Annotated in this window: 22 protein-coding genes; 12 read left to right on the forward strand and 10 right to left on the reverse strand. The window is 57.2% G+C overall.

Annotated features, from left to right (window positions below; translation table 11 throughout):
• Nucleotides 1–47 precede the first annotated feature (47 nt).
• The 4 genes from nirD (at nt 48) to PQR63_RS19635 (ending at nt 5,105) form a co-directional block, all read left to right on the forward strand.
• Complete coding sequence (nirD, locus tag PQR63_RS19620) at nt 48–404, forward strand: nitrite reductase small subunit NirD (RefSeq protein ID WP_408169639.1); 357 nt, start codon at nt 48–50, stop codon at nt 402–404.
• Nucleotides 401–1,675, forward strand: coding sequence for an NAD(P)/FAD-dependent oxidoreductase (locus tag PQR63_RS19625; RefSeq protein ID WP_408169640.1), 1,275 nt, complete (start codon nt 401–403; stop codon nt 1,673–1,675). The genes nirD and PQR63_RS19625 overlap by 4 nt, the downstream gene beginning before the upstream one ends.
• 11 nt (nt 1,676–1,686) lie before the next feature.
• On the forward strand, nt 1,687–4,431 hold the full coding sequence (locus PQR63_RS19630; RefSeq protein ID WP_408169641.1) for a nitrate reductase: 2,745 nt from the start codon (nt 1,687–1,689) through the stop codon (nt 4,429–4,431).
• An 86-nt stretch (nt 4,432–4,517) separates the two neighbouring features.
• The gene (locus tag PQR63_RS19635) at nt 4,518–5,105 is read left to right on the forward strand and encodes a flavin reductase family protein (RefSeq protein ID WP_408169716.1); all 588 of its coding nucleotides are present in this window, start codon (nt 4,518–4,520) and stop codon (nt 5,103–5,105) included.
• Nucleotides 5,106–5,260: 155 nt separating this feature from the next.
• Here PQR63_RS19635 and PQR63_RS19640 read toward each other — a convergent pair whose 3' ends face one another.
• Both PQR63_RS19640 and PQR63_RS19645 read right to left on the reverse strand, forming a co-directional pair.
• Nucleotides 5,261–5,464, reverse strand: a complete 204-nt coding sequence (locus PQR63_RS19640) for a hypothetical protein (protein ID WP_408169642.1) — start codon at nt 5,462–5,464, stop codon at nt 5,261–5,263.
• 22 nt (nt 5,465–5,486) lie between these two features.
• Entirely contained in the window at nt 5,487–5,636 is a 150-nt protein-coding gene (locus tag PQR63_RS19645; protein WP_408169643.1) for a hypothetical protein, read from the reverse strand.
• Nucleotides 5,637–5,669: 33 nt separating this feature from the next.
• Here PQR63_RS19645 and PQR63_RS19650 point away from each other — a divergent pair, with 33 nt between their 5' ends.
• Nucleotides 5,670–6,707 (forward strand): 5'-methylthioadenosine/S-adenosylhomocysteine nucleosidase, encoded by a 1,038-nt coding sequence (locus tag PQR63_RS19650; protein ID WP_408169644.1) that lies wholly within the window; start codon nt 5,670–5,672, stop codon nt 6,705–6,707.
• Between the two features lie 128 nt (nt 6,708–6,835).
• Entirely contained in the window at nt 6,836–7,288 is a 453-nt protein-coding gene (locus PQR63_RS19655; RefSeq protein WP_408169645.1) for a hypothetical protein, read from the forward strand.
• 12 nt (nt 7,289–7,300) lie between these two features.
• Here the strand turns inward: PQR63_RS19655 and PQR63_RS19660 are convergent, their stop codons facing one another.
• Complete coding sequence (locus PQR63_RS19660) at nt 7,301–8,575, reverse strand: glucarate dehydratase family protein (RefSeq protein ID WP_408169646.1); 1,275 nt, start codon at nt 8,573–8,575, stop codon at nt 7,301–7,303.
• Nucleotides 8,576–8,616: 41 nt separating this feature from the next.
• Nucleotides 8,617–9,933, reverse strand: a complete 1,317-nt coding sequence (locus PQR63_RS19665) for an MFS transporter (RefSeq protein ID WP_408169647.1) — start codon at nt 9,931–9,933, stop codon at nt 8,617–8,619.
• Between the two features lie 280 nt (nt 9,934–10,213).
• Here PQR63_RS19665 and PQR63_RS19670 point away from each other — a divergent pair, with 280 nt between their 5' ends.
• A complete protein-coding gene (locus PQR63_RS19670; RefSeq protein WP_408169648.1) occupies nt 10,214–10,924 on the forward strand; it encodes a GntR family transcriptional regulator in 711 nt (236 codons plus the stop codon).
• Between the two features lie 29 nt (nt 10,925–10,953).
• On the opposite strand, the gene PQR63_RS19675 is transcribed toward PQR63_RS19670, so the two are convergent.
• The 5 genes from PQR63_RS19675 to rph form a co-directional block, all read right to left on the reverse strand.
• The gene (locus tag PQR63_RS19675; RefSeq protein ID WP_408169649.1) at nt 10,954–12,999 is read right to left on the reverse strand and encodes a putative bifunctional diguanylate cyclase/phosphodiesterase; all 2,046 of its coding nucleotides are present in this window, start codon (nt 12,997–12,999) and stop codon (nt 10,954–10,956) included.
• Between the two features lie 4 nt (nt 13,000–13,003).
• Nucleotides 13,004–14,206 (reverse strand): EAL and HDOD domain-containing protein, encoded by a 1,203-nt coding sequence (locus PQR63_RS19680; protein ID WP_408169650.1) that lies wholly within the window; start codon nt 14,204–14,206, stop codon nt 13,004–13,006.
• A gap of 140 nt (nt 14,207–14,346) precedes the next feature.
• Complete coding sequence (gene hemW, locus PQR63_RS19685; protein ID WP_408169651.1) at nt 14,347–15,618, reverse strand: radical SAM family heme chaperone HemW; 1,272 nt, start codon at nt 15,616–15,618, stop codon at nt 14,347–14,349.
• Nucleotides 15,615–16,199, reverse strand: a complete 585-nt coding sequence (gene rdgB / locus PQR63_RS19690) for an RdgB/HAM1 family non-canonical purine NTP pyrophosphatase (RefSeq protein WP_408169652.1) — start codon at nt 16,197–16,199, stop codon at nt 15,615–15,617. Before rdgB ends, hemW begins: the two co-directional genes overlap by 4 nt.
• Nucleotides 16,200–16,389: 190 nt before the next feature.
• Complete coding sequence (gene rph / locus PQR63_RS19695; RefSeq protein ID WP_408169653.1) at nt 16,390–17,124, reverse strand: ribonuclease PH; 735 nt, start codon at nt 17,122–17,124, stop codon at nt 16,390–16,392.
• A 323-nt stretch (nt 17,125–17,447) separates the two neighbouring features.
• Here rph and PQR63_RS19700 point away from each other — a divergent pair, with 323 nt between their 5' ends.
• The 4 genes from PQR63_RS19700 (at nt 17,448) to PQR63_RS19715 (ending at nt 21,683) form a co-directional block, all read left to right on the forward strand.
• On the forward strand, nt 17,448–18,341 hold the full coding sequence (locus tag PQR63_RS19700) for a YicC/YloC family endoribonuclease (protein WP_408169717.1): 894 nt from the start codon (nt 17,448–17,450) through the stop codon (nt 18,339–18,341).
• 68 nt (nt 18,342–18,409) lie between these two features.
• Entirely contained in the window at nt 18,410–19,051 is a 642-nt protein-coding gene (gene gmk, locus PQR63_RS19705; RefSeq protein WP_007881848.1) for a guanylate kinase, read from the forward strand.
• Between the two features lie 93 nt (nt 19,052–19,144).
• Entirely contained in the window at nt 19,145–19,348 is a 204-nt protein-coding gene (gene rpoZ / locus PQR63_RS19710; RefSeq protein ID WP_007881846.1) for a DNA-directed RNA polymerase subunit omega, read from the forward strand.
• A gap of 37 nt (nt 19,349–19,385) precedes the next feature.
• A complete protein-coding gene (locus PQR63_RS19715; protein ID WP_408169654.1) occupies nt 19,386–21,683 on the forward strand; it encodes a RelA/SpoT family protein in 2,298 nt (765 codons plus the stop codon).
• Nucleotides 21,684–21,785: 102 nt separating this feature from the next.
• Here PQR63_RS19715 and PQR63_RS19720 read toward each other — a convergent pair whose 3' ends face one another.
• Entirely contained in the window at nt 21,786–22,778 is a 993-nt protein-coding gene (locus PQR63_RS19720; RefSeq protein ID WP_408169655.1) for a LysR family transcriptional regulator, read from the reverse strand.
• A gap of 138 nt (nt 22,779–22,916) precedes the next feature.
• On the opposite strand from PQR63_RS19720, the gene PQR63_RS19725 reads away from it, so the two are divergent.
• Nucleotides 22,917–23,525, forward strand: a complete 609-nt coding sequence (locus PQR63_RS19725) for an FMN-dependent NADH-azoreductase (protein WP_408169656.1) — start codon at nt 22,917–22,919, stop codon at nt 23,523–23,525.
• Nucleotides 23,526–23,604 lie beyond the last annotated feature (79 nt).

Consider the following 23,604-nt stretch of genomic DNA (forward strand, 5'->3'; position numbering starts at 1 on the left):
CTGATTTTCATCAGGACGACGGAGACGGATAGATGAAGGAGAAAGACATGCATAGCGACCGACAAATTGAACATTGGATTGAAGTCTGCGATATCGCCGACATCGTTCCCAACACCGGCGTCTGCGCGCTGATCAATGGCGAGCAGATCGCGGTGTTCCACGTTGTCGATGCCAATCAGGAAGAGACCCGCGTCTTCGCTATTGGCAACTACGATCCCAACGCCGATGCATCGGTGCTCTCTCGTGGTCTGGTCGGCAGCATCGGCGAGCGCATCGTGGTCGCATCGCCGATCTACAAGCAACACTTTGACCTCCAGACCGGCGAATGCATTGAAGCACCCGAACATTCGGTCAGCGCGTATCCGGCCCGCATCGATCACGGCAAGGTCTGGGTGGGCGCATGACAGTCGCTCCGGTCGCTGCCGAGTCTTCAAACGCCTCTTCAAAGAAGCCGTCGCTGGTCGTCATCGGCAATGGCATGGCCGGCATGCGCACGGTCGAGGAATTGCTCAAACTGGCGCCGGATCTATACGACATCACCGTGTTCGGCGCCGAGCCGCACGGCAACTACAACCGCATCCTGCTCTCGCCAGTGCTGGCGGGCGACAAGAGCATCGATGACATCATGCTCAATACGCGTGGATGGTACGAACAAAACCACATCACGCTGCACGCCGGCGATCCGGTTGAAAAGATCGATCGCCGCAACCGCACCGTGCGTTCGCAAGCCGGCGTGGAGATTCAATACGACCGCCTGCTGCTGGCGACCGGCTCCAAGCCTTTTATCATTCCGGTGCCGGGTCATGCGCTGCCGGGTGTGATCGCTTTTCGCGACATCCAGGACGTCAACACGATGCTCGACGCTGCCCGCAACCATCGCCATGCGGTGGTGATCGGCGGCGGCCTGCTGGGGTTGGAAGCCGCCAACGGCTTGCTGCGGCAAGGCATGGATGTGACCGTGGTACACGTCACTGACAGCCTGATGAATCAGCAACTCGACAAACCTGCGGCCGCGCTGTTGAAAAAGGCGCTCGAGATGAAAGGCCTGCGTTTCTTGCTGAACGCGCAGACGGAATCCATCGTCGGCGCCGATCGCGTCACGGCGGTTCGCTTCAAGGATGGTTCGGAAATCCCTGCCGATCTGGTCGTCATGACCGCCGGCGTGCGCCCCAACATTGAACTGGCGAAAGGCGCCGGCCTGCATTGCGACCGCGCCATCGTGGTTGACGATACACTGCAAACCTACGATCCGCGCATCTACGCCGTCGGCGAGTGCGTGCAACATCGCAAAGCGACCTTCGGCCTGGTCGCGCCGATCTGGGATCAGGCGCGCGTCTGCGGCGCCCATCTGGCGGGTGCCGGACATCGCCGCTACGTGCAACAAGCCACCGCCACCAAACTCAAGGTCACCGGCGTCGATCTGTATTCGGCAGGCGACTTCATCGCGGCGGAAGACACCGAAGACCTCGTGCTGCGCGATCCACGACGCGGCATTTACAAAAGACTGGTACTCAAGGGCAGCCGTCTGATCGGCGCGGTGCTTTACGGCGACGTCAAGGACGGCCCGTGGTACTTCGATCTGATCCAGAAAGGTGGCGACATTTCCGCCATCCGTCATCAACTGCTGTTCGGCCAGGCGATCTGTAGCCAGGCCCAAGGCAACAAGGCAGCCTGATCGGAACTATCGTGAATCTCTCCCACATACCGCTCTCGACCGTCGGCACCAAGACCACCTGCCCGTATTGCGGCGTCGGCTGTGGTGTACGCGCCTCGATGCAAACCGACGGCAAGATCGTGATTGCCGGCGACGAACTACATCCGGCCAACAAAGGCCGCCTGTGCGTCAAAGGCTCGGCGCTCGGCGAAACGGTCGATCTCGATGGACGCCTGCTTCATCCGAAGCTGCGCGACGAGCATGGCAACATGCACCGCGTGAGCTGGGATACCGCGCTCGACAAGGTTGCGGGCGGTCTGCGCAGCATCATCGATCAGCATGGCCCGGACTCGGTCGCGCTGTATGTCTCCGGCCAGTTGCTGACGGAAGACTATTACATCGCCAACAAGCTCATGAAGGGCTACATCGGCAGCGCCAACATCGACACCAATTCTCGCCTGTGCATGTCGTCGGCCGTGGCCGGTCACAAGCGCGCGTTCGGTGAAGACCTGGTGCCGATCTGCTATGAGGATCTTGAGTTGGCCGACATGGTCGTGCTGGTCGGGTCTAACACCGCGTGGTGCCACCCTATTCTTTTCCAGCGCATCGCCAAGGCCAAGGAAAACCGTCCGGAGATGAAGCTGGTCGTCATCGACCCGCGCCGTACCGCGACCTGCGAACTGTCCGATATGCATCTGCCGGTCAAGCCGGGCACCGACGTCTGGCTGTTCAACGGTTTGATGAGTTATCTGGCGCATCGCGGCGCGCGCGACAGTGCATTCGTTGCCGCGCACACCACCGGCCTCGGCGAAGCGCTGGCGATTGCGGACGCCGATTGCGCCGATCCGCACGAAGTCGCCCGCATTTGCAAGGTCGATGTCAACGACTTGCTGGCGTTTTACGAATCGTTCGCCAATACCGAAAAAGTCATCACGGCGTTTTCAATGGGCGTCAATCAATCCTCCGCCGGCACCGACAAGGTCAACAGCATCATCAACTGTCACCTGATCAGCGGCCGTATCGGCAAGCCCGGCATGGGGCCGTTTTCCATCACCGGCCAGCCCAACGCCATGGGCGGACGCGAAGTTGGCGGCCTCGCCAACATGCTGGCCGCACACATGGATCTGGACAATGCGCTGCATCGCGACACCGTGCAGACCTTCTGGGATTCGCCGCGCATGGCAGACAAGCCGGGGCTCAAAGCCGTCGATCTGTTCAACGCCATTGAAGCAGGACACATCAAGGCGGTATGGATCATGGCGACCAATCCCATGGTCAGCATGCCGGACGCCAACGTGGTTCAGCGCGCCTTGTCGAAGTGTGAACTGGTAGTCGCTTCCGACATCATGGAAAAGACCGATACCAATGCCTTCGCGCATATCCTGTTGCCGGCTTTGGGCTGGGGTGAAAAAGACGGCACGGTCACCAATTCGGAACGCCGTATCTCCCGCCAGCGCACCTTCCTGTCGGCGCCCGGCGAAGCGCGCCCAGACTGGCAAGTTATCTGCGATGTCGCCAAACGCATGGGCTACCGCGGGTTCGACTTTGCCGGCCCGCATGCCATCTTCGACGAACACGCACGTCTGAGCAGCTATCGCAACGGCCCGCCGCAAATCGCCGGACACAGCCATCGCCTGTTCAATCTGGACGGACTGACCGGCATGAGCAAACAGCAGTTCGACGAACTGCAACCGATACAGTGGCCGGTCACGCGGTCGAACAGTACAGATGCCGCCGTCACTGGGACAGCCCGCTTGTTCGGCAACCATCGCTACTCCCACCCCGACGGCAAGGCGCGCTTCGTCGCGACGCCACCGCGCGGACCGGCGCATCTGCCGGATGAAGAATTCCCGCTCACGCTCAACACCGGCCGCGTGCGCGACCAGTGGCACACCATGACGCGCACCGGCAAGTCGGCGCGACTGGCCGACCACGTACCGGAATCTTTCGTCGACATGCACCCGCAAGATGCCTTGCGCTACGGCGTACGCGAAGGCGGCCTGGCACGCATCAGTTCCCGCTGGGGCGCAATGGTCGCACGCGTGCAACATAGCGGCGGCATCGCGCGCGGCAGCGTCTTCGTCCCCATCCACTGGAACAGCCAGACCGCCTCGGATGCGCGCGTCGGCGCCCTGGTCAATCCCGTGGTCGATCCGATATCGGGCGAGCCAGAGTTCAAGCACACACCGGTCAACATCGAAGAATTCGGTGTCTCGTGGCATGGCTTCATCCTCAGCCGCAAGGCGCTCGCGCTGGATGAAATCACGCATTGGACACGCATCCAGGGCCGTGATTTTGCGCGTTACGAACTGGCCGGCCGCAATGTCATTGCCGACCACGGCGCGTGGGCGCGCAAGCTACTCGGGGTGCACGACATCGACGCCGACTGGCTGGAGTACGAAGACAGCACCGCCGGCGTCTACCGCGCGGTGCACGTCGACAAGGACCGCATCGACATGTGCATCTTCCTGTCCAAGCGCCCCGACCTGCCCTCACGCGCGTGGCTGGCGAGCCTGTTCGACAAGGAGCAACTGGAAGAAGCTGACCGCGTCGGCCTGCTGATCGGCCAACCCATCGAAAAAGGCGCCGATACCGGGCCAACGGTCTGCTCCTGCTTTGGCGTGGGGCGCAATACCATCTGCAATGCGGTACGCGAACAAGGGCTGAAGACCGTCGCTGAAGTCACCTCCTGCCTGAAGGCCGGTGGCAATTGTGGCTCCTGCGTGCCGGAGATCAAGAAGCTGCTGGTGGAGACACATGCGGCGGAAACTGCCTGAGCGAGCCTTCCGGCACGGCATCCCTCAGCAAGGCACGACGTGATCGGCCATAATTCGTGTTCGACAACGAACGTATGAATAAAACAATGGACGAACATATCTCTCCGGTTGCGTTGGAAAAAGCATATCGCCTGCTCAATCACGGGCCGACGGTATTGGTCTCCGCGGAACATGACGGCGTCGACAACGTCATGGCGGCGGCGTGGGCGTGCGCTCTGGATTTTGCACCGCCAAAAATCACCGTGGTGCTGGACAAGCAAACCAAGACCCGCGAGCTGGTCGAAAAAAGCCAACGCTTCGTCATTCAGATTCCCAACGCGGCCCAACTGGAATTGACGCAGGCGGTAGGATCAGCAAGCTTGTCGGATGATCCGGACAAGCTTGCAAAAAGTGGCGCCGAGCTGTTTCGCATTGATGGCCACAAGATGTCCTTTGTTGCCGGTTGCTCCGCGTGGCTCGCCTGCAAACTGATTGCCGAGCCGCACAATCAAAACACTTACGACTTGTTCATTGGTGAAGTCATCGATGCGTGGGCGGACGACCGCGTATTTCAGAACGGCCATTGGAATTTTGAAAACGCCGACCCCAAATGGCGTAGCCTTCATTACATCGCAGGCGGCCACTACTACGCCATCGGCGATGCACTCACTGCGGCTGGTAGCACTGAAGACTGACTGCGTAAATTCTCTGCTGCGCGTTCATCGTTCCACGTTGTGAGCGCCTATGTCTCAGAACTGGGTGCTGAAAAAAATCGCTGCACGTAAAATTTACGTGCAGCGATTTATGTGAAAGAGGAAGAAAAACGAAAGCGGCCATCCAAGCCGGAAAACTATTCCGCCGGGCGCGCCGTCACGATGATGGGTGCGACGTTGTCGCCGTTGCCTTGCTCAAGCGACTGCCGATAGCGCTCGGACCGCTCCATGTTGATCTGGTACTGTTCTTCCGCATGACGGTAAGCCAGTTGTTCCGCAGGAGAGCGGCTGCAGCCGGTGATGGCGAGGGTGCACAGGATCAAAAGCAGGAACTGCCGCATCAATGTCTCCGTGGGGATTATCTTATTTCTTTTCGGCAATCATATACTCAATATATCCAACAGGCAATTTTTCCAATAAGAAATCACCGCTGCAAGATGCTCCCGCATTGACTTTCAGACAACTGTGGCGAATTTCCGGATTCTTCGGCATGCTTTGGGCTGCCTGCATCATTCGAAAACGCCGTCCCACGCAAAAGGAATCTCCTTGTCCGTCAACTCTTCCCTGTTCAACAAATTTTCCTGCGCCGTGCTGGTACTTGCGGCCTTGTTCACAGCAAGCGTCGCCCACGCCGACCAGAAACGCTGCCTCAGCGAATGCAAACCGCGCATCGGTATCGTCTCTGCCTTTGGCGCCGAGGCAGAGCTTCTGCTTGAGCAGACACGGAAAAAACGCGAATGGCGCATCAACGGCAATCGATTCACTACGGGCGTATTACGCGGCAACCCCGTGGTCATCGTGCTCAGCGGCGTGAGCATGGTCAACGCCACGATGGCGACACAATTGATGCTGGATCATTTCCGCGTCGAGCGGCTTCTCATGAGCGGCATTGCCGGTGGCGTGAATCCTGCCAATCACGTTGGCGATGTGATCGTACCGGAGAGCTGGGCGATGCCCATGGAGGTGTATTGGAATGGTGACGGCAGCCTGCCCGCAGCATGCGGTAACGCGGGTGACGTCAGTTGCCTGGGCTTGAAGCTGGCGACTGAAAACGGTAAGGCCCGCCCGGATTTTCAGGTTGATGCCGCTGGAGGAAAGATCAGCAGCGGTCTTTTCATGCGTGACAGTTTTGTGATGACTGCCGCCAATGCACCGCAGGGAGAGTTCCGTTTCGAGTTTCAGGCAGATCCGGACATGTTGGCACTGGCGCGTACCTTGCGACCTGCGCTCGCAACATGCGGACCAAAAAATCCTGCACTGTGCGTCGCCATCCAACCGACATTGAAAGTCGGTGGACGCGGGATTTCCGGCACGGCCTTTTTAGCCAATGCCAGCTACCGCACTTATCTCTACGAAACGCTACAGGCCCAATTGGTGGACATGGAAACTGCCGCTTTTGCGCAGGTCGCCTATGCCAACGGTGTTCCTTTCATTGCATTTCGCAGCGTCTCTGACCTGGCGGGAGGTAACGACTTCAAAGATGTCGGCGCTTTCTTCGGCAGCGGTCTGGCGGAGACCAATGAAGCAAGTGTGACGCTGGCGTTTTTGGAGGCCTGGAAACAAGCACAGCTCAAGAAAAAATAGAAAATACACCGCGTTTTTATAGAAACATTTTTATATTTCGGCACTGTTCTTCATGATGACTTGAAAATGATGAACCAGACTTTTCATTGAGGCATCTCATGTTCGGCCTACTTCAAAGGAAACCGGACATGATCTCTGCATTCAAACTCACCAAGCCGCTGACTTTTGCGCTGACAACGCTGGCCCTTGCGAGCGTCACTTTTACAGGGCGAGTTGCCGCGCAATCTTCCACAACAACTCCACTGCCGATCAACGCTGAATCTCAAGCGGAAATTCAAGCGGAAATTCCGCCTCCAGTACCTACCAATGTAGTACCGGTGGACATGATGCGCAGTTCGGGAAAATGGATCGGCAAGATGTCCTTCAATGACATTCCGACCAGCACACCTTCCCAAAAAACAGCGGCGACGCCTGCCAGGTTCAATTTCAAACCGCCAACACCCGGCTGGATTAGTGTACTGGATGCTGCCAGCTCTATAGCGTACGGCATCATTCCCATCGGCTTGCCCAATGTTATCCATTCCGGTAATTCCTACAGCGCTCCTCCCCCGCCAGACACTACGGTCCCGTTTTCCAAATAAGATGGACACCAATCAAAACCGCGGCTTGACCGTCTTCCAATCAGGCTTGTACTTACGCATCTGACGTACATCGTCGCGCGAGCGGATGCCGCAGCCGAGATACAGCTCGTGCAGTTTCGCCAGTTGATCGCGATCCAACTCCACACCCAGACCCGGCGCGCGCGTAATGCTGACGCAGCCGTTGCGAATCGGCAGCTTGCCGCCTTTGATGACTTCTTCGTCGGCTTCCTGCCATGGGTAGTGTGTGTCGCACGCATAAGAGAGATTCGGCACCGCCGCTGCCACGTGCGACATTGCCATCAGGCTGATACCCAGATGCGAATTGGAATGCATCGATACACCCAGGCCGAATGTATCGCACATCAACGACAGCATCTGCGTGTCGCGCAAGCCGCCCCAGTAATGATGATCGGCCAATACAATTTGCACACTGTTGAGCGCGACGCTGCGACGGAATTCATCGAAATCGGTCACGACCATGTTGGTCGCCAGCGGCAACCCGGTGCGGCGACGCAGTTCGGCCATGCCTTCCAATCCTGGTGTCGGATCTTCGTAATATTGCAGATCGTCGCCCAGCAACTCTGCCATGCGTACTGCCGTTTCCAGCGACCAGTTAGCGTTGGGATCGATGCGTAGCGGTGTATTCGGGAAGGCTTTTTTCAAAGCCTTGATGCAGGCGACTTCATGTTCCGGTTCCAGGGCTCCGGCCTTGAGTTTGATGCTTTGAAAGCCGTTCTCATCAATCATCCTGCGCGCTTGCGCAACGATCTGCTCTTCGCTCAGCGCTTCACCCCAGGCATCGGGCTTGTAGGGGCTGTCGATGTGTTGCGCATATTTGAAAAACAGATAGGCGCTAAACGGAATTTCAGTACGCACGGCGCCGCCAAGCAAATCAACCAGCGGCACATTCAGATAGCGCGCCTGCACGTCGAGCAAAGCGACCTCAAACGCAGAATAGGCATTGCTGACGGCTTTGCTGGCATGCGAGCCGGGAGCCAGCTCGGCACCTGAGTTATTGGCTGGCGACATGCCCGCCACCGTCGCCTTGACGATGGCGCGCAAGCCGTTGAGGTTGAATGGATCGAGGCCGATCATCTGTGTCTTGACCTTGTCCATCACTGCCAGGGCCGGCGCATCGCCATAGCTTTCACCCAGACCAAAATGGCCGTTATCGGTTTCGACTTCGATGACGGAGCGCAAGGCATACGGCTCATGAATGCCGCTGGCGTTAAGCAAAGGTGCATCTTTGAATGCGATCGGGGTGACGGTGACACGTGTGATTTTCATGGTCTTGGTTCCGAGAATCAGTATTGATAAGCAGTAATGAATTATTTCTTGCCGCTCTGTGCTGTCGTGCGAGCGAAAAACACCACGACCGCCGCAACCAGCGATGTCGCCGCCAGCGCGTACAAGCCGCCTTCGATAGAGCCGGTTTTTTGCTCAAGGAAGCCGAAGGTGGTCGGTGCGACAAAGCCGCCAAGATTGCCCAGTGAGTTGATCAACGCGATGACCGCTGCGGCAATCCGCGCATCGAGGTAGGACTGGGGAATCGGCCAGAACAGCGAGGACGCTGCCTTGAAGCCGACCGAGGCGAAACAGATGGAGACAAAGGCAAACACTGGCCCGCCAAAGGTGGACACATACATGCCGATCGCCGCAATGACCAGTGCAGCCGCGGCCCAGGCCTGCTGAAACTTGAAGCGTGCCGCCAGCGTGGCGAACAGATACATGGCGAGGATGGAAATGATCCACGGAATCGAATTGAACAGGCCGACCTGAAAATCCGAATACGTGCCCATCTTGCGAATGATGCTGGGCAGCCAGAAGGTCGCGCCATAAATCGTCAGTGAGATCGAAAAATAGATGAAGCAGAAGATGACGATCTGGCTATCGCGCAGCAGCGTCCATGGCGAGATGTGCGCCGGTTTGCTCTTCTCCCGCTCGGCTTGCTCAGCCGTGATAGTGCTGGTAATGAGATCGCGCTCGCTCTGCGTGAGCCACGTGGCGTCGGCAGGCCGGGAATCAAGCCAGAACCAGACGAAGCCGCACAGCACCACGGAAGCCAGACCTTCGATGATGAACATCCATTGCCAGCCGTGCAGGCCACCGCCTTCAATCTGCAACAAGGCACCCGACACCGGCCCCGACAGGATCGACGCCAGCGCCGAACCACTCAGGAAGATCGCCATCGCTTTGCCGCGCTCGCCGTTAGGCAGCCATTGCGTGAAGTAATAAATCACGCCGGGAAAGAAGCCTGCTTCTGCCACGCCGAGTAAAAACCGCAGCGCATAGAACGATATCTCGCCCTGTACAAAGGCCATCGCAGTCGCAGCAATGCCCCAGGTGAACATGATGCGTGTCAGCCATGCTTTGGCGCCGAACTTCTGCAGCAGCATGTTGGACGGTACTTCAAAGATCGCGTAGCCGACGAAGAACAAGCCGGCCCCCAGACCGTAAGCGGCCGTACCGATACCGATATCGGCGGCAAGGTGCGTGCGCACGAAGCCAATGTTGACGCGGTCGATATAGTTGACGATGAACATGATGACAAACAGCGGCAAAACGCGCTGCTTGATCTTGGATACCGCCTTGTCGAGCGGCGATAAAGCCCGCCCTGCAATGCTTGCTGCCTGCGCTGTATTCACTGCCTGTCTCCTGCGTTTTTAGTATGAGAAAAAGCCAGTGGCCTTTTACGTTAAAACATTAAAACACTAATATATTAGTGTGTCAATGAGACTGAATTGTCCTGAATTGCCTTATCATGCGGATAACAAAGAGGATCAGGCTCGCATCAGGCGTCATCTCTCAGCAGCGATATCGGATCTGACGGCATCTCGGGATGGAGACTCCGATTGCGCCGCCCTCTTTTTTTTGTTTTTTGTTTTTGTCTTATTGCCGGACCGGACTCATCATTCACGATCAACCATGAACAGCCCTTTGCCCTCCCCCCAGCCTCAGCGCCCGCATCAGTTGGACCGCTCGCGCCACGCGGCGCCGCAGGTGTTCGAACGCCTGCGCGAAGCCATCATCACGATGCAGCTCACGCCCGGTACAGTACTGTCGCGTGCCGAACTGGCGTTGCAATTTGGTCTGAGCCAGACGCCGATTCGCGACGCCCTGATGAAGCTTGGTGAAGAAGGATTGGTGGATATTTTTCCGCAGCACGCGACGGTGGTACGTGCGGTGGACATTGCGATGGCGCGGCAAGCACATTTTCTGCGCCGCTCGATTGAATTGGAAATCGTGCACACGCTGGCGTCTTCGCCCAACGAAGGACTGATCCTCCGTCTGAAAAGCAGTATCTCCAACCAGACTGCGCTGGCAGAAAGCGGCGACTACAGTGCCTTTGTCGAGGCCGATCAGGCTTTTCACCGGCAGATGTATGAGGCGGCGAACATTCCTGATTTATGGGCGATGGTACGCCGGCACAGCGGGCACCTTGATCGCCTGCGCGCCCTGCATGTGCCGATTCCCGGCAAAGCGCATGCGGTGTTGCGTGACCACGCCGCTATCGTCAAGGCAATCGCGGCGGGCGATCCCGCAGCGGCGCAAGATGCTTTGCGCACGCACCTGTCCGGAACCTTGTCGCATCTGGACGAGATCCGCGAGCGCTTTCCGCACTATCTGAAGGATTGAAGAAAGATTGAAAGATTGAGCCTGGCGACTCAGAGTGCCGCCGAAAACTTGCGGCCTTCGGTCAACATGAGATGGAAGTCGGCGGCCGGCACCGGACGCGAGAACAGATAACCCTGCAGCTCGTCGCAGCCTGCTTCGCGCAGGAACTCGAATTGCTCCATGCTTTCCACGCCTTCGGCGATGACTTTATGGCGCAACTGCTTGGCGATGCTGATGATGGCGCTGGCAATCGCGCAATCGTTGGTATCTTCCGGAATACCGGTAGTGAAGGAACGATCGATCTTGAGGGTATTGATCGGGAAACGCTTCAGATACGACAAGCTGGAATAGCCGGTACCGAAATCGTCGAGCGAGATCGTCACGCCCAACAAACACACCTTTTCCATGATGGAGATCACGCGGTCGGTGCTATGCATCAGCATGCTCTCGGTGATTTCCAGCTCCAGCCATTCGCCGGTCAGCTGATGACGGCTTAGCGCCGCCCTGACCCGGTCCGGCAAGGATCTTGTGAATTCGCGCGCCGTCACGTTGATGGCGATGCGGATCGGCTCCATGCCGGCTTCTTTCCATCGACGCGCTTGCGCGCAGGCTGCTTCCAGCACCCAGTCGCTGAGCTGGACGATGAGCCCGGTCTCTTCGGCGATGGGGATGAAATCACCCGGCAGCAACAGGCCACGTTCAGGATGCTGCCAGCGGACAAGCGCCTCGGCACCGGTGATCTGACCGCCGACCAGATTGATCTTCGGCTGGTAATACAGCAGCAGTTCGTTGTATTCAAAGGCGTGCAGCAGACCGGTTTCAATACGTAAAAGATCAAGCGTATTGCGGTTCATCTCTTCGCTGTAGTAGGCGTAACCGCCTTCGTTATTCTCGCCACCCTGCTTGGCGCGGTACATGGCGATATCGGCCAGGCGCAGCAAGGTTTCCGTGTCAGATGCATCTTGTGGATACATGCTGATACCGATACTGGCGCCGACCCGCAGCTCGTGGCCGTCAATGAAGAATGGCTCATCAAAGAGCGCAATCAGTTTTTGCGCGACAAAACCGGCGTGGTAGTCCTTGTCGATATCGAACAGCGCAATCGCAAACTCATCGGCACCCAGGCGCGCCACCACGTCTTCATCACGCAAAGCCTTGCGCAGACGGATCGCCACTTCGACCAGCAACATGTCGCCGGCGACGTGCCCGAGCGTGTCGTTGATCGGCTTGAAACGATTCAGGTCGATGAACATGATGCAACCGTAGACGTTGTCCTGCTGTGCCGCAACCAGCGCCTGATCAACCGTACGCGTCAACAGCGTGCGGTTGGGCAAGCCGGTCAGCGAATCATAGTAGGCGAGATGGTGAATCAGTTTTTCGGCGTTCTTGCGTTCGGTGATGTCATTGATATAGCCGATCATGCCGATGGGCTGACCATGCTGGTCGCGCATGACCGATAGCGACAAACTGGCCCAGAACGCTTCGCCCGATTTCTTGCGGCGACGCACTTCCATCTCGCGACCACCTTGCGAGAGGAACAGGTCGCTCAATGAGGTATCGTCCTCGTCTTCGTTCTCGTAAAGAAAGAGAACGTTGCGGCCGATGGCTTCGATGGCGGTGTAGCCAAAGAGTTGTTCCGCGCCACGGTTCCAACTGGTGATGAAGCCGGCCTGATCCATCGTGATGACGGACTCATGCATCTGGTTGAGGATCTGCGCCTGCTGCTCCAGCTTGGATTCAATCTGATCCAGCGCACGGCTGCGCTTTTCAGTGTCTGCGCGATTTTGCAGCAGACGCCCCGTCAAGCCGGCGAAGGATGCCAGCCGGGCAATTTCAGTATCGCTGTATTCCTTGCCGACGGAGTCGACTGCAGGAAAAGCATAGTGGCCGTAGAGCAGGCCTTCATGCGCGACGATTTGCGCCAATACCGAATTGGGCAAAGGCGCTTCCGAAAAATAGCGGCCGTTCGGACGGCCAAGAAAGGCCGAGACGATTTCGCTCAACGCGTCATGCAATGCCAAGCCTTCCAGCCCCAGCACTGCATCAAGCAGGGCCGAGCAGCAGGCGAGATCATTGCTGCTGAGCGTGGCGATCATCGTGTTATGCCTCGTGACTGACTTTGGATGCCCAGCGATAGGCCTGTATCAAACCACGGCAATAGCCTTCGGCGGTAATGCCTGCCGAGACCAGATCGGTGTGGCGCAATGGAATGCGACCGTACTCGGCGCGCTCCACCACATCCAGCAAGCGTCCCAGGCGTCCGCGCCGTTGCATCAGCGCATCGACGATATCCTGAGGCAATTTGAGCGGCTCGATAATCAGCCTTAACGGCATCGCCAGCAAGACATCCAGCAGCGAGAACATGCCGACGATGAAGGCGCGATCCTGCTCGTCGCGGTCACCGTCCATTTGCTGGCACAGCGCTTCCATCATGGCGGCGCGCGCAGCAGCACGTGGCAGCAGAGGATTGGCGGATTCATCGCCCGGAAAACGCGCATACAGCAACAATTGCAACCAACGCTGCAATTGACGGCGGCCCAGCAAATTGATGGCTTGGGTGAAATTGGTGATGTGCGCTGAGAATCCGAACGCCGCCGAACTCACCAGCTTGAACAGCTGATACGACAAGGCCGGATCCTGCTTGAGCAGCGCTTCCAGCTCAGGCGCATCGGCATCATGCGAGACCAGTTCCAGCAGCTTCAGCAGACGGCCGCGCGAAATCGCGTCCTTCTGCGTGACGGCAGAGGAAGGAAGCAACGGATATTCGCCACTAAACCAGCGGAAGCCTTCGGCACGGCAAGCGTCGAACAGCACGGGATCGGGTACGTTTTCAGCAATATGCGGACCGCGCAGGCTGGTGAGCCAGCTAGCGGCTTCCGGCTGAATACCTGCGCTGCAATCCAGCGAAATGGATTCAACATATTCGGAAAACAAGGCCAGACGCGACGGCAGGCCATCTGCGATCAGACCATAGCCCAGCTTGTTCAGACGTTCCAGCAAAGGATGGCGCGCCGCATCGACGCAATATTCCACCGGAATGCGCAGAATCAGGTTGGTGTCTTTCGGCGGTGCGCCGAATTCGCCGACAAACCGCTCAGGATTGGGGACGGTAAGGATGCAGGCAAGACCGTTGAGGGCTTCGCCGAGACCAAATTCGTTAAAAAGCCGGGAAAACAAATCGCATCCGTTCTCATCGAACGGGGAGACATGAAGTGACAGAGCCGTCCATAGGTAATGGACGTCTGCGACAGGCTGTAGAAACACGAGAGGAAAAGAAGGAGTACTTTTATCCTGGACAGCCATTTTGTATAGATGTCACGGTGAGCAGCCGCAACATTTTTAATTAATTATTAACAATAAATAAGGTTGTTTCCAAAAAGAATTCTTATCTAAATCCAAATATTTTTCTAATATACCCGATAAATCACGACTTGCCTAAGTGATCATTCAACTAAAAACATTTCTTGTAAATCATTCAAAAAACGACGCCCCAGTTCGGTCGGCCGGATGTTCATGTGGTCCCGATATAGCAGGCCTTTTTTCTCGGCTTCGTTGAGCGCAGCGTCAATATTGTTGATACCCATGCCGGTGCGTTCAGCAAACAGATTCGCGGGGAAACCGTCTTGCAGACGCAATGCGTTGAGCATGAACTCAAACCCGAGCGCATCGCGACTGATCTCACCCTCTTCTTGAATGGCATTGCCGGTTCGCATCTTCTCCAGATAGGTCTGTGGATGCTTGTGGCGCATTTGCCGCACGATGCGATGCGGGAAAGAGAGCTTGGAATGCGCCCCGGCGCCGATGCCCAGGTAATCGCCGAACTGCCAATAATTGAGATTGTGACGGGCCTGATGCTTCGGCTTGGCATAGGCCGACACTTCGTAATGCTGGTAACCGGCTGCCGTGGTCAATTCGGTGATCATGTCCTGCATGTCTGCGCTGACGTCGTCGTCGGGTACCGCCGGCGGATATTTGGCGAACAAGGTGTTCGGTTCCAGCGTAAGGTGATAGAGCGACAGATGCGGCGGCGCGCAATCGATGGCGGTCTGAATGTCGCGGCGCGCCTCGTCGACGCTTTGCGACGGCAAGGCATACATTAAATCGAGATTGAAGTTATCGAAATTGGCGTGCGCGATGTCGACCGCCTTCCGTGCCTGGTCACCGTCATGGATCCGACCCAGTGCCGCCAGATGCGTCGAGTTGAAGCTTTGGATGCCGATCGACAAACGGTTGATGCCACTGACGCGGTAGGACTTGAATTTTTCAGCTTCGAAGGTGCCGGGATTGGCTTCCATCGTGATCTCGATGTCGACGTCCATGGGCAACAACGTGCGGATGTCCGACAGCAGACGATCAAGACCGGCCGCCGACAACAAACTGGGCGTACCACCGCCGATGAAGATCGAGTAAATCTTGCGACCCCAGATCAACGGCAGCGCCGATTCGAGATCGGCGCGCAAAGCATCGAGATATGCGTCTTCGGGAAAACTCCCCTTCACTTCATGCGAATTGAAATCGCAATACGGGCATTTTTTTACACACCATGGAAAATGCACATACAGCGACAACGGCGGCAACGCCGTCAGTTGCAAACTACCCGGTTTCAGGAAGGCCAGAGCGGCTTGCGCCGGACCTTGTCCTTGCTGGCCTGGCTGAGTTGGCTGGTCAGACATCGACGACAAATTGACGCTGACTGGCTTGATTGGAATGATCATCGGAGTTTTTCTACCAATGCGCGCAACGCCTGGCCGCGGTGAGAATGCGCGTTTTTCTCTGCAGCGGTCAACTCCGCCGCTGTTTTTCCCAACGCCGGCAGCAAGAAATACGGGTCATAGCCGAAACCGCCCTCGCCGCGCGCATCAGCGACGATTTCACCGTGCCACGAACCATCGGCGATCACCGGTTGCGGATCATCGGCGTGGCGCACATAGACCAGCACGCAATAATAGTAAGCAGACTTGTCTGCATGCGCCGCCAGATCGGCGATCAGTTTGGCGTTGTTGGCGGCGTCTGACTTCGGCTCGCCGGCATAGCGCGCCGACCAGACACCCGGTGCGCCGCCGAGGGCGTTGACGCACACGCCGGAATCGTCGGCCAGCGCCGGCAAGCCGGTCAGACGCGAGGCATGGCGCGCCTTGGTCAAGGCGTTTTCAACGAAGGTGGCGAACGGTTCTTCTGCCTCCGGGACGTTGAATTCGCCTTGTGGACGTACGTCCAGGCCGATTTCGCCGAGCAAGGCGCCGAATTCTTTAAGTTTTCCCTGATTATTGGAAGCGAGAACGATTTTTTGTGTCATGGCTGATAACTGATAACTCCGCAAATAGCTGCGGATGAATGGCAAACGTAAAAACGCCATGTCCGCAGAGAACGGACATGGCATGTCGGGATTGTAAAAGGATTCGGCCGAGGCTGCTGAAACTGCAACTGAGCTCTGTCGGTTGCAGAAGTGTTATTTCGACACTGCTTTGCAACTACATCGAAGCAGCTTACTTTGTCAGACCCAGTGTTTGTTTCTGCAGGGACAACAATTCCTTGATGCCCTTATCGGCGATATCCAGCAAGCTGTTCAAGGTGGCGCGGTCAAATGCAGCGCCTTCGGCGGTACCCTGCACTTCGACGAAATGACCGGCATCGGTCATGACGACGTTCATGTCGGTGTCGCAGTCGGAGTCTTCCAGATAGTCCAGATCCAGCACCGGCACACCACGATAGACGCCGACCGAAATGGCAGCAACGAAGCTCTTGACCGGGATCTTGGTGATCAAACCGCGCCCCAGCAGCACCGAGAACGCGTCGTAAGCTGCGACCATGGCGCCGGTGATGGCAGCCGTACGCGTGCCGCCGTCGGCTTGCAGGACGTCGCAGTCAAGATGCAGCGTGCGCTCGCCGAAGGCTTCCAGATCAAAAGCTGCGCGCAGTGCGCGGCCGATCAGGCGCTGAATTTCCTGCGTGCGGCCGGATTGCTTGCCTTTGGCGGCTTCGCGGTCCATGCGGGTATGCGTCGAGCGCGGCAGCATGCCGTATTCGGCGGTCATCCAGCCCTGCCCCTTGCCCTTCAGGAATCCCGGAACCTTTTCTTCAATGCTGGCCGTGCACAGCACACGGGTGTCACCGAACTCCACCAGCACCGAACCTTCCGCGTGTTTGGTGTAATGGCGCGTCAGGCGGACGGTACGCAAATCGGAGGTGGCGCGTCCGCTGGGACGTTGAAAGTCAGTCATGTGTTTCCTCTAGAAATCGGGGGCGACGGCCCTGATGGTTGTGTTCAGGACAATACGGAAGAGCAGGTTTTGATGGCGTAGTGGCGCAGAACCGGCAAACTTTTTACAATGCGCTATCCAAACCCAAATACAATCACGCCTCAGTTGTCAGCAGGCTTATTTGATTAAGCCGGCCGCAGACGCGACGTAATAAATTTTTCACCGGCATTGTCTTGATAAATTGCCGGTTTGTAAAGGAAGCGCACGGCGCTCCCAGCAAATCATCCGGTCGTCCGTGCAAACAGGATGGCCAACACCCGGAGAATCGATTGACCATTTATAGCATGACCGGCTACGCCGTCGCCAAACGTGAAACCGCTGCCGGCGCAATCACCGTCGAAATGAAGAGCGTAAACTCGCGCTTTCTGGATTTGCAGTTCCGCGTCAACGACGATCTGCGCGCGGTAGAACCGGCGATGCGCGAAGCGATCATCAGCAAGCTGGCGCGCGGCAAGGTCGAATGCCGCCTGAGTTTTGGCCGCAAAGTGGCGGAAGGCTCTACCCAGGCACTCAACCAAACCTTGCTGGCGACCTTGGCGGATTTACAAAGCCAGGTTCGCAAGCAGTTCGCCGAAGCAGCGCCGCTGACGGTCAGCGAATTGCTGCGCTGGCCCGGCGTCATCGAAGAAGCCGAGATCGGTCAGGACACCTTGCAAGCGGATGTGCTGTCGACTCTGCAAGAAACTTTGACGGCATTCATCGACAGCCGTGCGCGCGAAGGCGCTGCCCTGCAAACCGTCCTGGAAACCCGTATCGATGCGATGGAAGCTATCGTCGCGCGCATCACGCCGCTGGTGCCGCAACTGGTCGCGCAATTCCAGCAAAAAGCCACCGAACGCATGCAGGAAGCGCTTGGACTCGTGACCAAGGACGGCGCGACAGCGTCGTTGCCGCGCGAAGAAGTACTGGAACGCATTCGCCAGGAAGTCACGCTGTACGGCATCCGCATCGACATCGCCGAAGAACTCGCACGCCTGTCGGCGCATCTGACCGAGACCCGCCATATCCTGAAAAAAGGCGGCCAGGTCGGTAAACGCCTGGATTTCATGATGCAGGAGCTCAACCGCGAAGCCAATACAGTAGGTTCAAAAGCGGCCATGAAAGAACTCGCCGATGCGTCAATGGAATTGAAACTGCTGATCGACCAGATGCGTGAACAAGTGCAGAACCTCGAGTAAATGCTTGAATAAGCATCTATAGTTACAGTTTAAAAAGACATTCAATCAGAACGACGAGAGAGCATTCCATGCCCGCAAAAAATCCTACCTCCGGCAGCCTGTTCATGGTCGTAGCGCCTTCCGGCGCCGGCAAATCGACTTTGGTCAATGCCCTGCTCAAGCAAGAGCCGGAAATCAAACTGTCGATTTCTTACACCACCCGCCCGCCACGTCCGGGTGAGGAACACGGCCGCGAATACTATTTCACCACCGCCGACGACTTCCTGAAGCGCCAGGCGGAAGGTGAATTCCTGGAATGGGCCGAAGTACACGGCAACTATTACGGCACCTCGCGTCTGATGATCGCCGACCAGATCTCCAACGGCACCGATGTGCTGCTGGAAATTGACTGGCAAGGCGCACAGCAGGTGAAGAAGCAGTTCTCGAACGCGATCGGGATTTTCATTTTGCCGCCGTCAATTGCAGCGCTGGAAGAACGCCTGAAAAAGCGCGGACAGGACGAACCGCACGTCATTACACGCCGCATTCTGGCGGCCGGCGGCGAAATCGCTCACTCTCCGGAGTTCGAATATGTTATTATTAATCAAGAGTTTGCAGTCGCTTTGTCGGAATTAACGGCAATTGTCAAAGCAGCGCGTTGCCGCTTCCCGCAACAAGCCGCGCGCAACACTTTCTTATTCACTCAGCTGGGCATCCATGCCAGCAGCTAGGCAGCAGCAAGTTTTATTGCCGCCACCGCGCTGGATCGGGCTTGATTTAAGCTGAACCAGAACCATGTAAGAACCAAGTAATCAGGAGTATTTATGGCCCGTATCACGATTGAAGATTGCCTCAAGCAAATCCCTAACCGCTTTCAGCTGACTCTGGCTGCGACTTATCGCGCACGTCAACTGCTGCAAGGTCACACACCAAAAGTGGACGCCAAGGACAAGCCAACCGTGACCGCACTGCGTGAAATCGCAGCCGGCAAGGTCGGTATCGAGATGCTGAAAAAAGTGCCTGCCTGAGTTTGACCCACGTCCATGCTGCTGACAACACCAACGTATGAGCCTGACACCAACAGATTCAACCCTCGGTTCTCCGTCATCAGCATCTAGCACTCCTAGTAATACCACCCGAGCGTCGTCCGGACGCTCGGCGTCAAAGAAAAATTCGCAAAATCCCCCGGCAGACCCTGCTCCCGCGTTGCACAGCGGCGTGGCGACGTTTACCCATCTGACGCTCAAGCTCGAGGAATATCTCACCCCTTCCGAACTGAAGAAGGTCAAGGAAGCCTATCGCTTCTCGGATGAGATGCACCTGGGCCAGATGCGCAAGTCGGGCGAACCCTATATTTCTCATCCTCTCGCGGTCGCTGAAATCTGCGCCGACTGGAAGCTCGATGCGCAGGCCATGATGGCCGCCCTGCTGCACGACGTGATGGAAGACCAGGGAGTAAAGAAGGATGAGCTGATTGAACGCTTCGGCGCGCAAGTGGCGTCGCTGGTCGACGGTCTGTCCAAGCTGGACAAGATCGAATTCCAAAGCCAGATCGAAGCGCAGGCGGAAAACTTCCGCAAGATGCTGCTGGCGATGGCGCGTGACGTGCGCGTGATTCTGGTCAAACTGGCTGACCGTCTGCACAACATGCGTACGCTGGGGTCGATGCCGCCAGATAAGAAACGCCGCATCTCCCGCGAGACCATGGAAGTGTATGTGCCGATTGCGCACCGCCTCGGTCTCAACAATATTTATCGCGAGTTGCAAGAGCTGTCGTTCTCGCATCTCTACCCGCTGCGTCATCGCACGCTGCTTAAGGCAGTCAAGTCGGCACGCGGCAATCGCCGCGAAGTTGTGACCAAGATTCTCGAGTCAGTCACCAGCACTCTGATTGCGGCCGGTATTCCCGCGCAAGTCGATGGCCGTGAAAAAACACTGTTCGGCATCTATCGCAAGATGCGCAACAAGCATCTGTCGTTCTCGCAGGTGTTGGACGTCTATGGCTTCCGCGTGGTGGTCGACAGCTTTGCCAATTGCTATGTTGCGCTGGGCACGCTGCATTCGCTGTTCAAGCCGATGCCGGGCAAGTTCAAGGATTACATTGCGATCCCCAAGCTCAACGGCTATCAGTCGCTGCATACCACGCTGATCGGCCCCTACGGTACACCGGTAGAGTTTCAGATTCGCACGCAAGACATGCACCGCGTCGCTGAATCCGGTGTCGCTGCGCACTGGCTCTACAAGGATGACGAAGGCAGCCTGACGGATCTGCAGCAGCGTACGCATGCGTGGCTGCAATCGCTGCTGGACATCCAGAAGCAAACCGGTGATTCGGCCGAATTCCTCGAACACGTCAAGGTCGATCTGTTCCCGGATTCCGTCTATGTGTTCACGCCGAAGTCGAAAATCATCGCCCTGCCTCGCGGTGCGACGGCACTGGATTTTGCCTACAACATCCATACCGACATCGGCGATCAGACGACATCCGTCGTGATTAATCACGAACCTGCGCCATTGCGCACAGAATTGCACAACGGCGACATCGTCGAAATCATTACCTCGCCGTCGTCGCGCCCGAGCCCGAACTGGCTCGGCTATGTCCGCACCGGCAAGGCCCGCTCGGCGATCCGCCATCGTCTGCGTACGGTCAATCTGGCCGAGTCTCAGGCTCTCGGCAAACGCCTGTTGACCAACGCACTGAATACCCTCGGTCTGGAGCCCGACTTGCCGTCGGCAATCATCGAGCGCCTGCTCAACGAATCCAGCGCCAAGACCATGGATGAGCTGTACGCTGATATCGGCATCGGCACTCGCATGGCGCCGCTGGTGGCGCGTCACATCATGGGCATGACCGAAGGCGGCGGTTCGATTCCGCAGCTCGATGTCGAAGGCCATGTCCTGCCGAGCAAGCCTGACCCGGTCGTCATTACCGGCAACGAAGGCTCAACTGTGCAACTCGCCGCCTGTTGTCTGCCTATACCGGGCGACAAGCTGATTGGCCATTTGAAGCACGACCAGGCATTGATCGTCCACGTCGAAGATTGCGAAACCGCTAAGCGGCATCGCGAAAAAGAGCCGGATCGCTGGATTGAAGTGACTTGGGCCGGCGAGCTGAACCGCCGCTTTGAATGCCGTATCACCATTCTGGTCCATAACCAGAAAGGCACGTTGGCGCGCATTGCGGCTGAAATCGGCGAAGCCGATGCGCATATCGTTTCCGTAAGCATGGATGACGACGGAGATCCGGCGATGAAGCATCTGCGCTTCACCATTCAGGTTGAAGACCGCGTGCATCTGGCCCGTACCATGCGCGGCATTCGCAGCATCGATAGTGTGACCCGCATCCTGCGCGAACGCAGCTAAGCGGTCAACTCAAGACAAGGCGGCGCTGACGCGTTCCGCCTTGTTGATTCTTTCTTGACTCTCACTTTTTCGGCCTCATCCAGCTATTTGAGCGGATATCGACTATGCCGCTTTCTGCGTTTGCGGCGCTTTCTCTGGCTCCTGCACCCCCAGCACCTCCTGCGCCTCAGGAACTGCGAAACGCATCTCCCGATGGGTGCCGTCACAAGCACCGTGCTTGACCTTCTCCGCAACGTATTCAATCAAGGCGCTTACTGCCAGCGATAATTGCCGCCGGTTGGGATAGACCGCATACATGCCGCTCAGGTCACGTTGATACTGCGGCAGAATGGCGACCAGGCTGCCGCGTCGCAAGTCTTCGGCAGCCACCATCGTCGGCAGCAAAGCAATCCCCAATCCTGCACGCGTAGCACGCAGCAAGCCCTGTGCCGTGTTAATACACAGGCGCGGCGCTATCCGTATGCTTTCGACTCCTGCAGGGCCTTCCAGGCGCCATAGAGCGGCTTGTACGGTATTGGCGGCAGCGAGACAATCGTGTTCTGCCAACTCTTCCAGCGTTACCGGCATGCCATGCTTTTTCAGATAGGCCGGGCTAGCCAGCAAGCCGCGATAGCTTTCGCCGAGTTTCCGGGCCACCAGGCTGGAATCAGGCAACTGTCCGGCGCGAAACGCCAGATCGATGCCCTCGGCGATCAAATCGACACGCTCGTCGCTGAGAACAAATTCCAGCTGCACCTTGGGATGGCGCTGCATGAATTCACCCACCCACTCCATGGCAAAGTTATCGAAAAAATCGGCGGGTGCCGCAACACGCAGCACACCGCTTGGCTCACGATTACCGTCTGATAGTGTCGCCCCCGCTTGCTGGATATCTTCAATCCCCGGCGCACAGCGGTCGAAAAACTCACGCCCGGCCGCCGTCATGTTCAATTGACGCGTAGAACGCTGCAGCAGGCGTACTCCCAGACTCTCTTCCAACAGTTGTAGACGCCGGCTGATGGTATTGGACGGCATGCCGAGACGGCGGCCGGCGGCGGCAAAACTGCCGGCGCGCACAACGTGGACAAACACAGCGATATCGTTCAGATCCAGCATGATTCATTCCATAAATGGATTAGTGAAATCAAATTCTCCCATCTATTGATGTGATTGGAAAGGCTTTATATTCCATCCATCGCTACTCCCGCGACACCGACGCAGCATTCATCCAAGGCAACTTTCCAAGGAACAAGCATGAGCACTCTTCTTCACATCGACTCCAGCGCCCGCTTCACCGGCTCCATCACCCGCCAACTGAGCGCAGCTTACGCTGAGCAGTGGCAAGCCAAGAACGTCGGCGGCAAAGTCGTCCGCCGCGATCTGGCAAAAGACACTCTCCCGCACATCACCGAAGCGCTGATCGGCGCCTATTACACGCCTGCTGACAAGCGCAGCGCCGAACAGCAATCGATCATCGCCTTGTCCGATACATTAGTAGATGAATTGCTGGCTGCCGACACGCTGGTCATCGGCATCCCGATGTATAACTTTGCACCACCGTCGGCGTTCAAGGCATGGATTGACCATATCTGCCGCGTCGGCCGCACTTTCGGCTATACGGACAAAGGCGCAACCGGCTTGGTTACCGGCAAGCGCGCTATCGTGATCCTGTCGCGCGGCGGCGTTTATTCGGAAGGTCCTGCGCAAGCACTGGAATTCCAGGGCACGTATATCCGTGGCGTACTGGGTTTCCTCGGTATCACCGATGTCGAACTGGTGATCGCTGAAGGTGTGTCGATGGGCGAAGAAAAGACCAAGCAAGCCATCGCTCAAGCACAGGAACAAATCAGCGCAAACGTCTGATCTTTGTCTCTGCAATAGAAAAGCCGGATCCATAAGATCCGGCTTTTAATTTTTTGCTTTTCGCTTTGTGCGGGAAAAC

Origin of the sequence: Herbaspirillum rhizosphaerae (assembly GCF_046025915.1) — a bacterium.
Taxonomy (GTDB): Bacteria; Pseudomonadota; Gammaproteobacteria; order Burkholderiales; family Burkholderiaceae_D; genus Herbaspirillum; species Herbaspirillum rhizosphaerae_A.

Coding starts and splice junctions, on each gene's coding strand:
- PQR63_RS19660 (WP_408169646.1), bottom strand. CDS start 8,575: ATGAAAATCACACGTGTCACCGTCACCCCGATCGCATTCAAAGATGCA.
- PQR63_RS19715 (WP_408169654.1), top strand. CDS start 19,386: ATGAGCCTGACACCAACAGATTCAACCCTCGGTTCTCCGTCATCAGCA.
- PQR63_RS19725 (WP_408169656.1), top strand. CDS start 22,917: ATGAGCACTCTTCTTCACATCGACTCCAGCGCCCGCTTCACCGGCTCC.
- rpoZ (WP_007881846.1), top strand. CDS start 19,145: ATGGCCCGTATCACGATTGAAGATTGCCTCAAGCAAATCCCTAACCGC.
- PQR63_RS19635 (WP_408169716.1), top strand. CDS start 4,518: ATGGACGAACATATCTCTCCGGTTGCGTTGGAAAAAGCATATCGCCTG.
- rdgB (WP_408169652.1), bottom strand. CDS start 16,199: ATGACACAAAAAATCGTTCTCGCTTCCAATAATCAGGGAAAACTTAAA.
- PQR63_RS19640 (WP_408169642.1), bottom strand. CDS start 5,464: ATGCGGCAGTTCCTGCTTTTGATCCTGTGCACCCTCGCCATCACCGGC.
- PQR63_RS19625 (WP_408169640.1), top strand. CDS start 401: ATGACAGTCGCTCCGGTCGCTGCCGAGTCTTCAAACGCCTCTTCAAAG.
- PQR63_RS19720 (WP_408169655.1), bottom strand. CDS start 22,778: ATGCTGGATCTGAACGATATCGCTGTGTTTGTCCACGTTGTGCGCGCC.
- PQR63_RS19700 (WP_408169717.1), top strand. CDS start 17,448: ATGACCGGCTACGCCGTCGCCAAACGTGAAACCGCTGCCGGCGCAATC.
- PQR63_RS19675 (WP_408169649.1), bottom strand. CDS start 12,999: ATGATCGCCACGCTCAGCAGCAATGATCTCGCCTGCTGCTCGGCCCTG.
- PQR63_RS19655 (WP_408169645.1), top strand. CDS start 6,836: ATGATCTCTGCATTCAAACTCACCAAGCCGCTGACTTTTGCGCTGACA.
- hemW (WP_408169651.1), bottom strand. CDS start 15,618: ATGATCATTCCAATCAAGCCAGTCAGCGTCAATTTGTCGTCGATGTCT.
- gmk (WP_007881848.1), top strand. CDS start 18,410: ATGCCCGCAAAAAATCCTACCTCCGGCAGCCTGTTCATGGTCGTAGCG.
- nirD (WP_408169639.1), top strand. CDS start 48: ATGCATAGCGACCGACAAATTGAACATTGGATTGAAGTCTGCGATATC.
- PQR63_RS19680 (WP_408169650.1), bottom strand. CDS start 14,206: ATGGCTGTCCAGGATAAAAGTACTCCTTCTTTTCCTCTCGTGTTTCTA.
- PQR63_RS19645 (WP_408169643.1), bottom strand. CDS start 5,636: ATGATGCAGGCAGCCCAAAGCATGCCGAAGAATCCGGAAATTCGCCAC.
- PQR63_RS19670 (WP_408169648.1), top strand. CDS start 10,214: ATGAACAGCCCTTTGCCCTCCCCCCAGCCTCAGCGCCCGCATCAGTTG.
- rph (WP_408169653.1), bottom strand. CDS start 17,124: ATGACTGACTTTCAACGTCCCAGCGGACGCGCCACCTCCGATTTGCGT.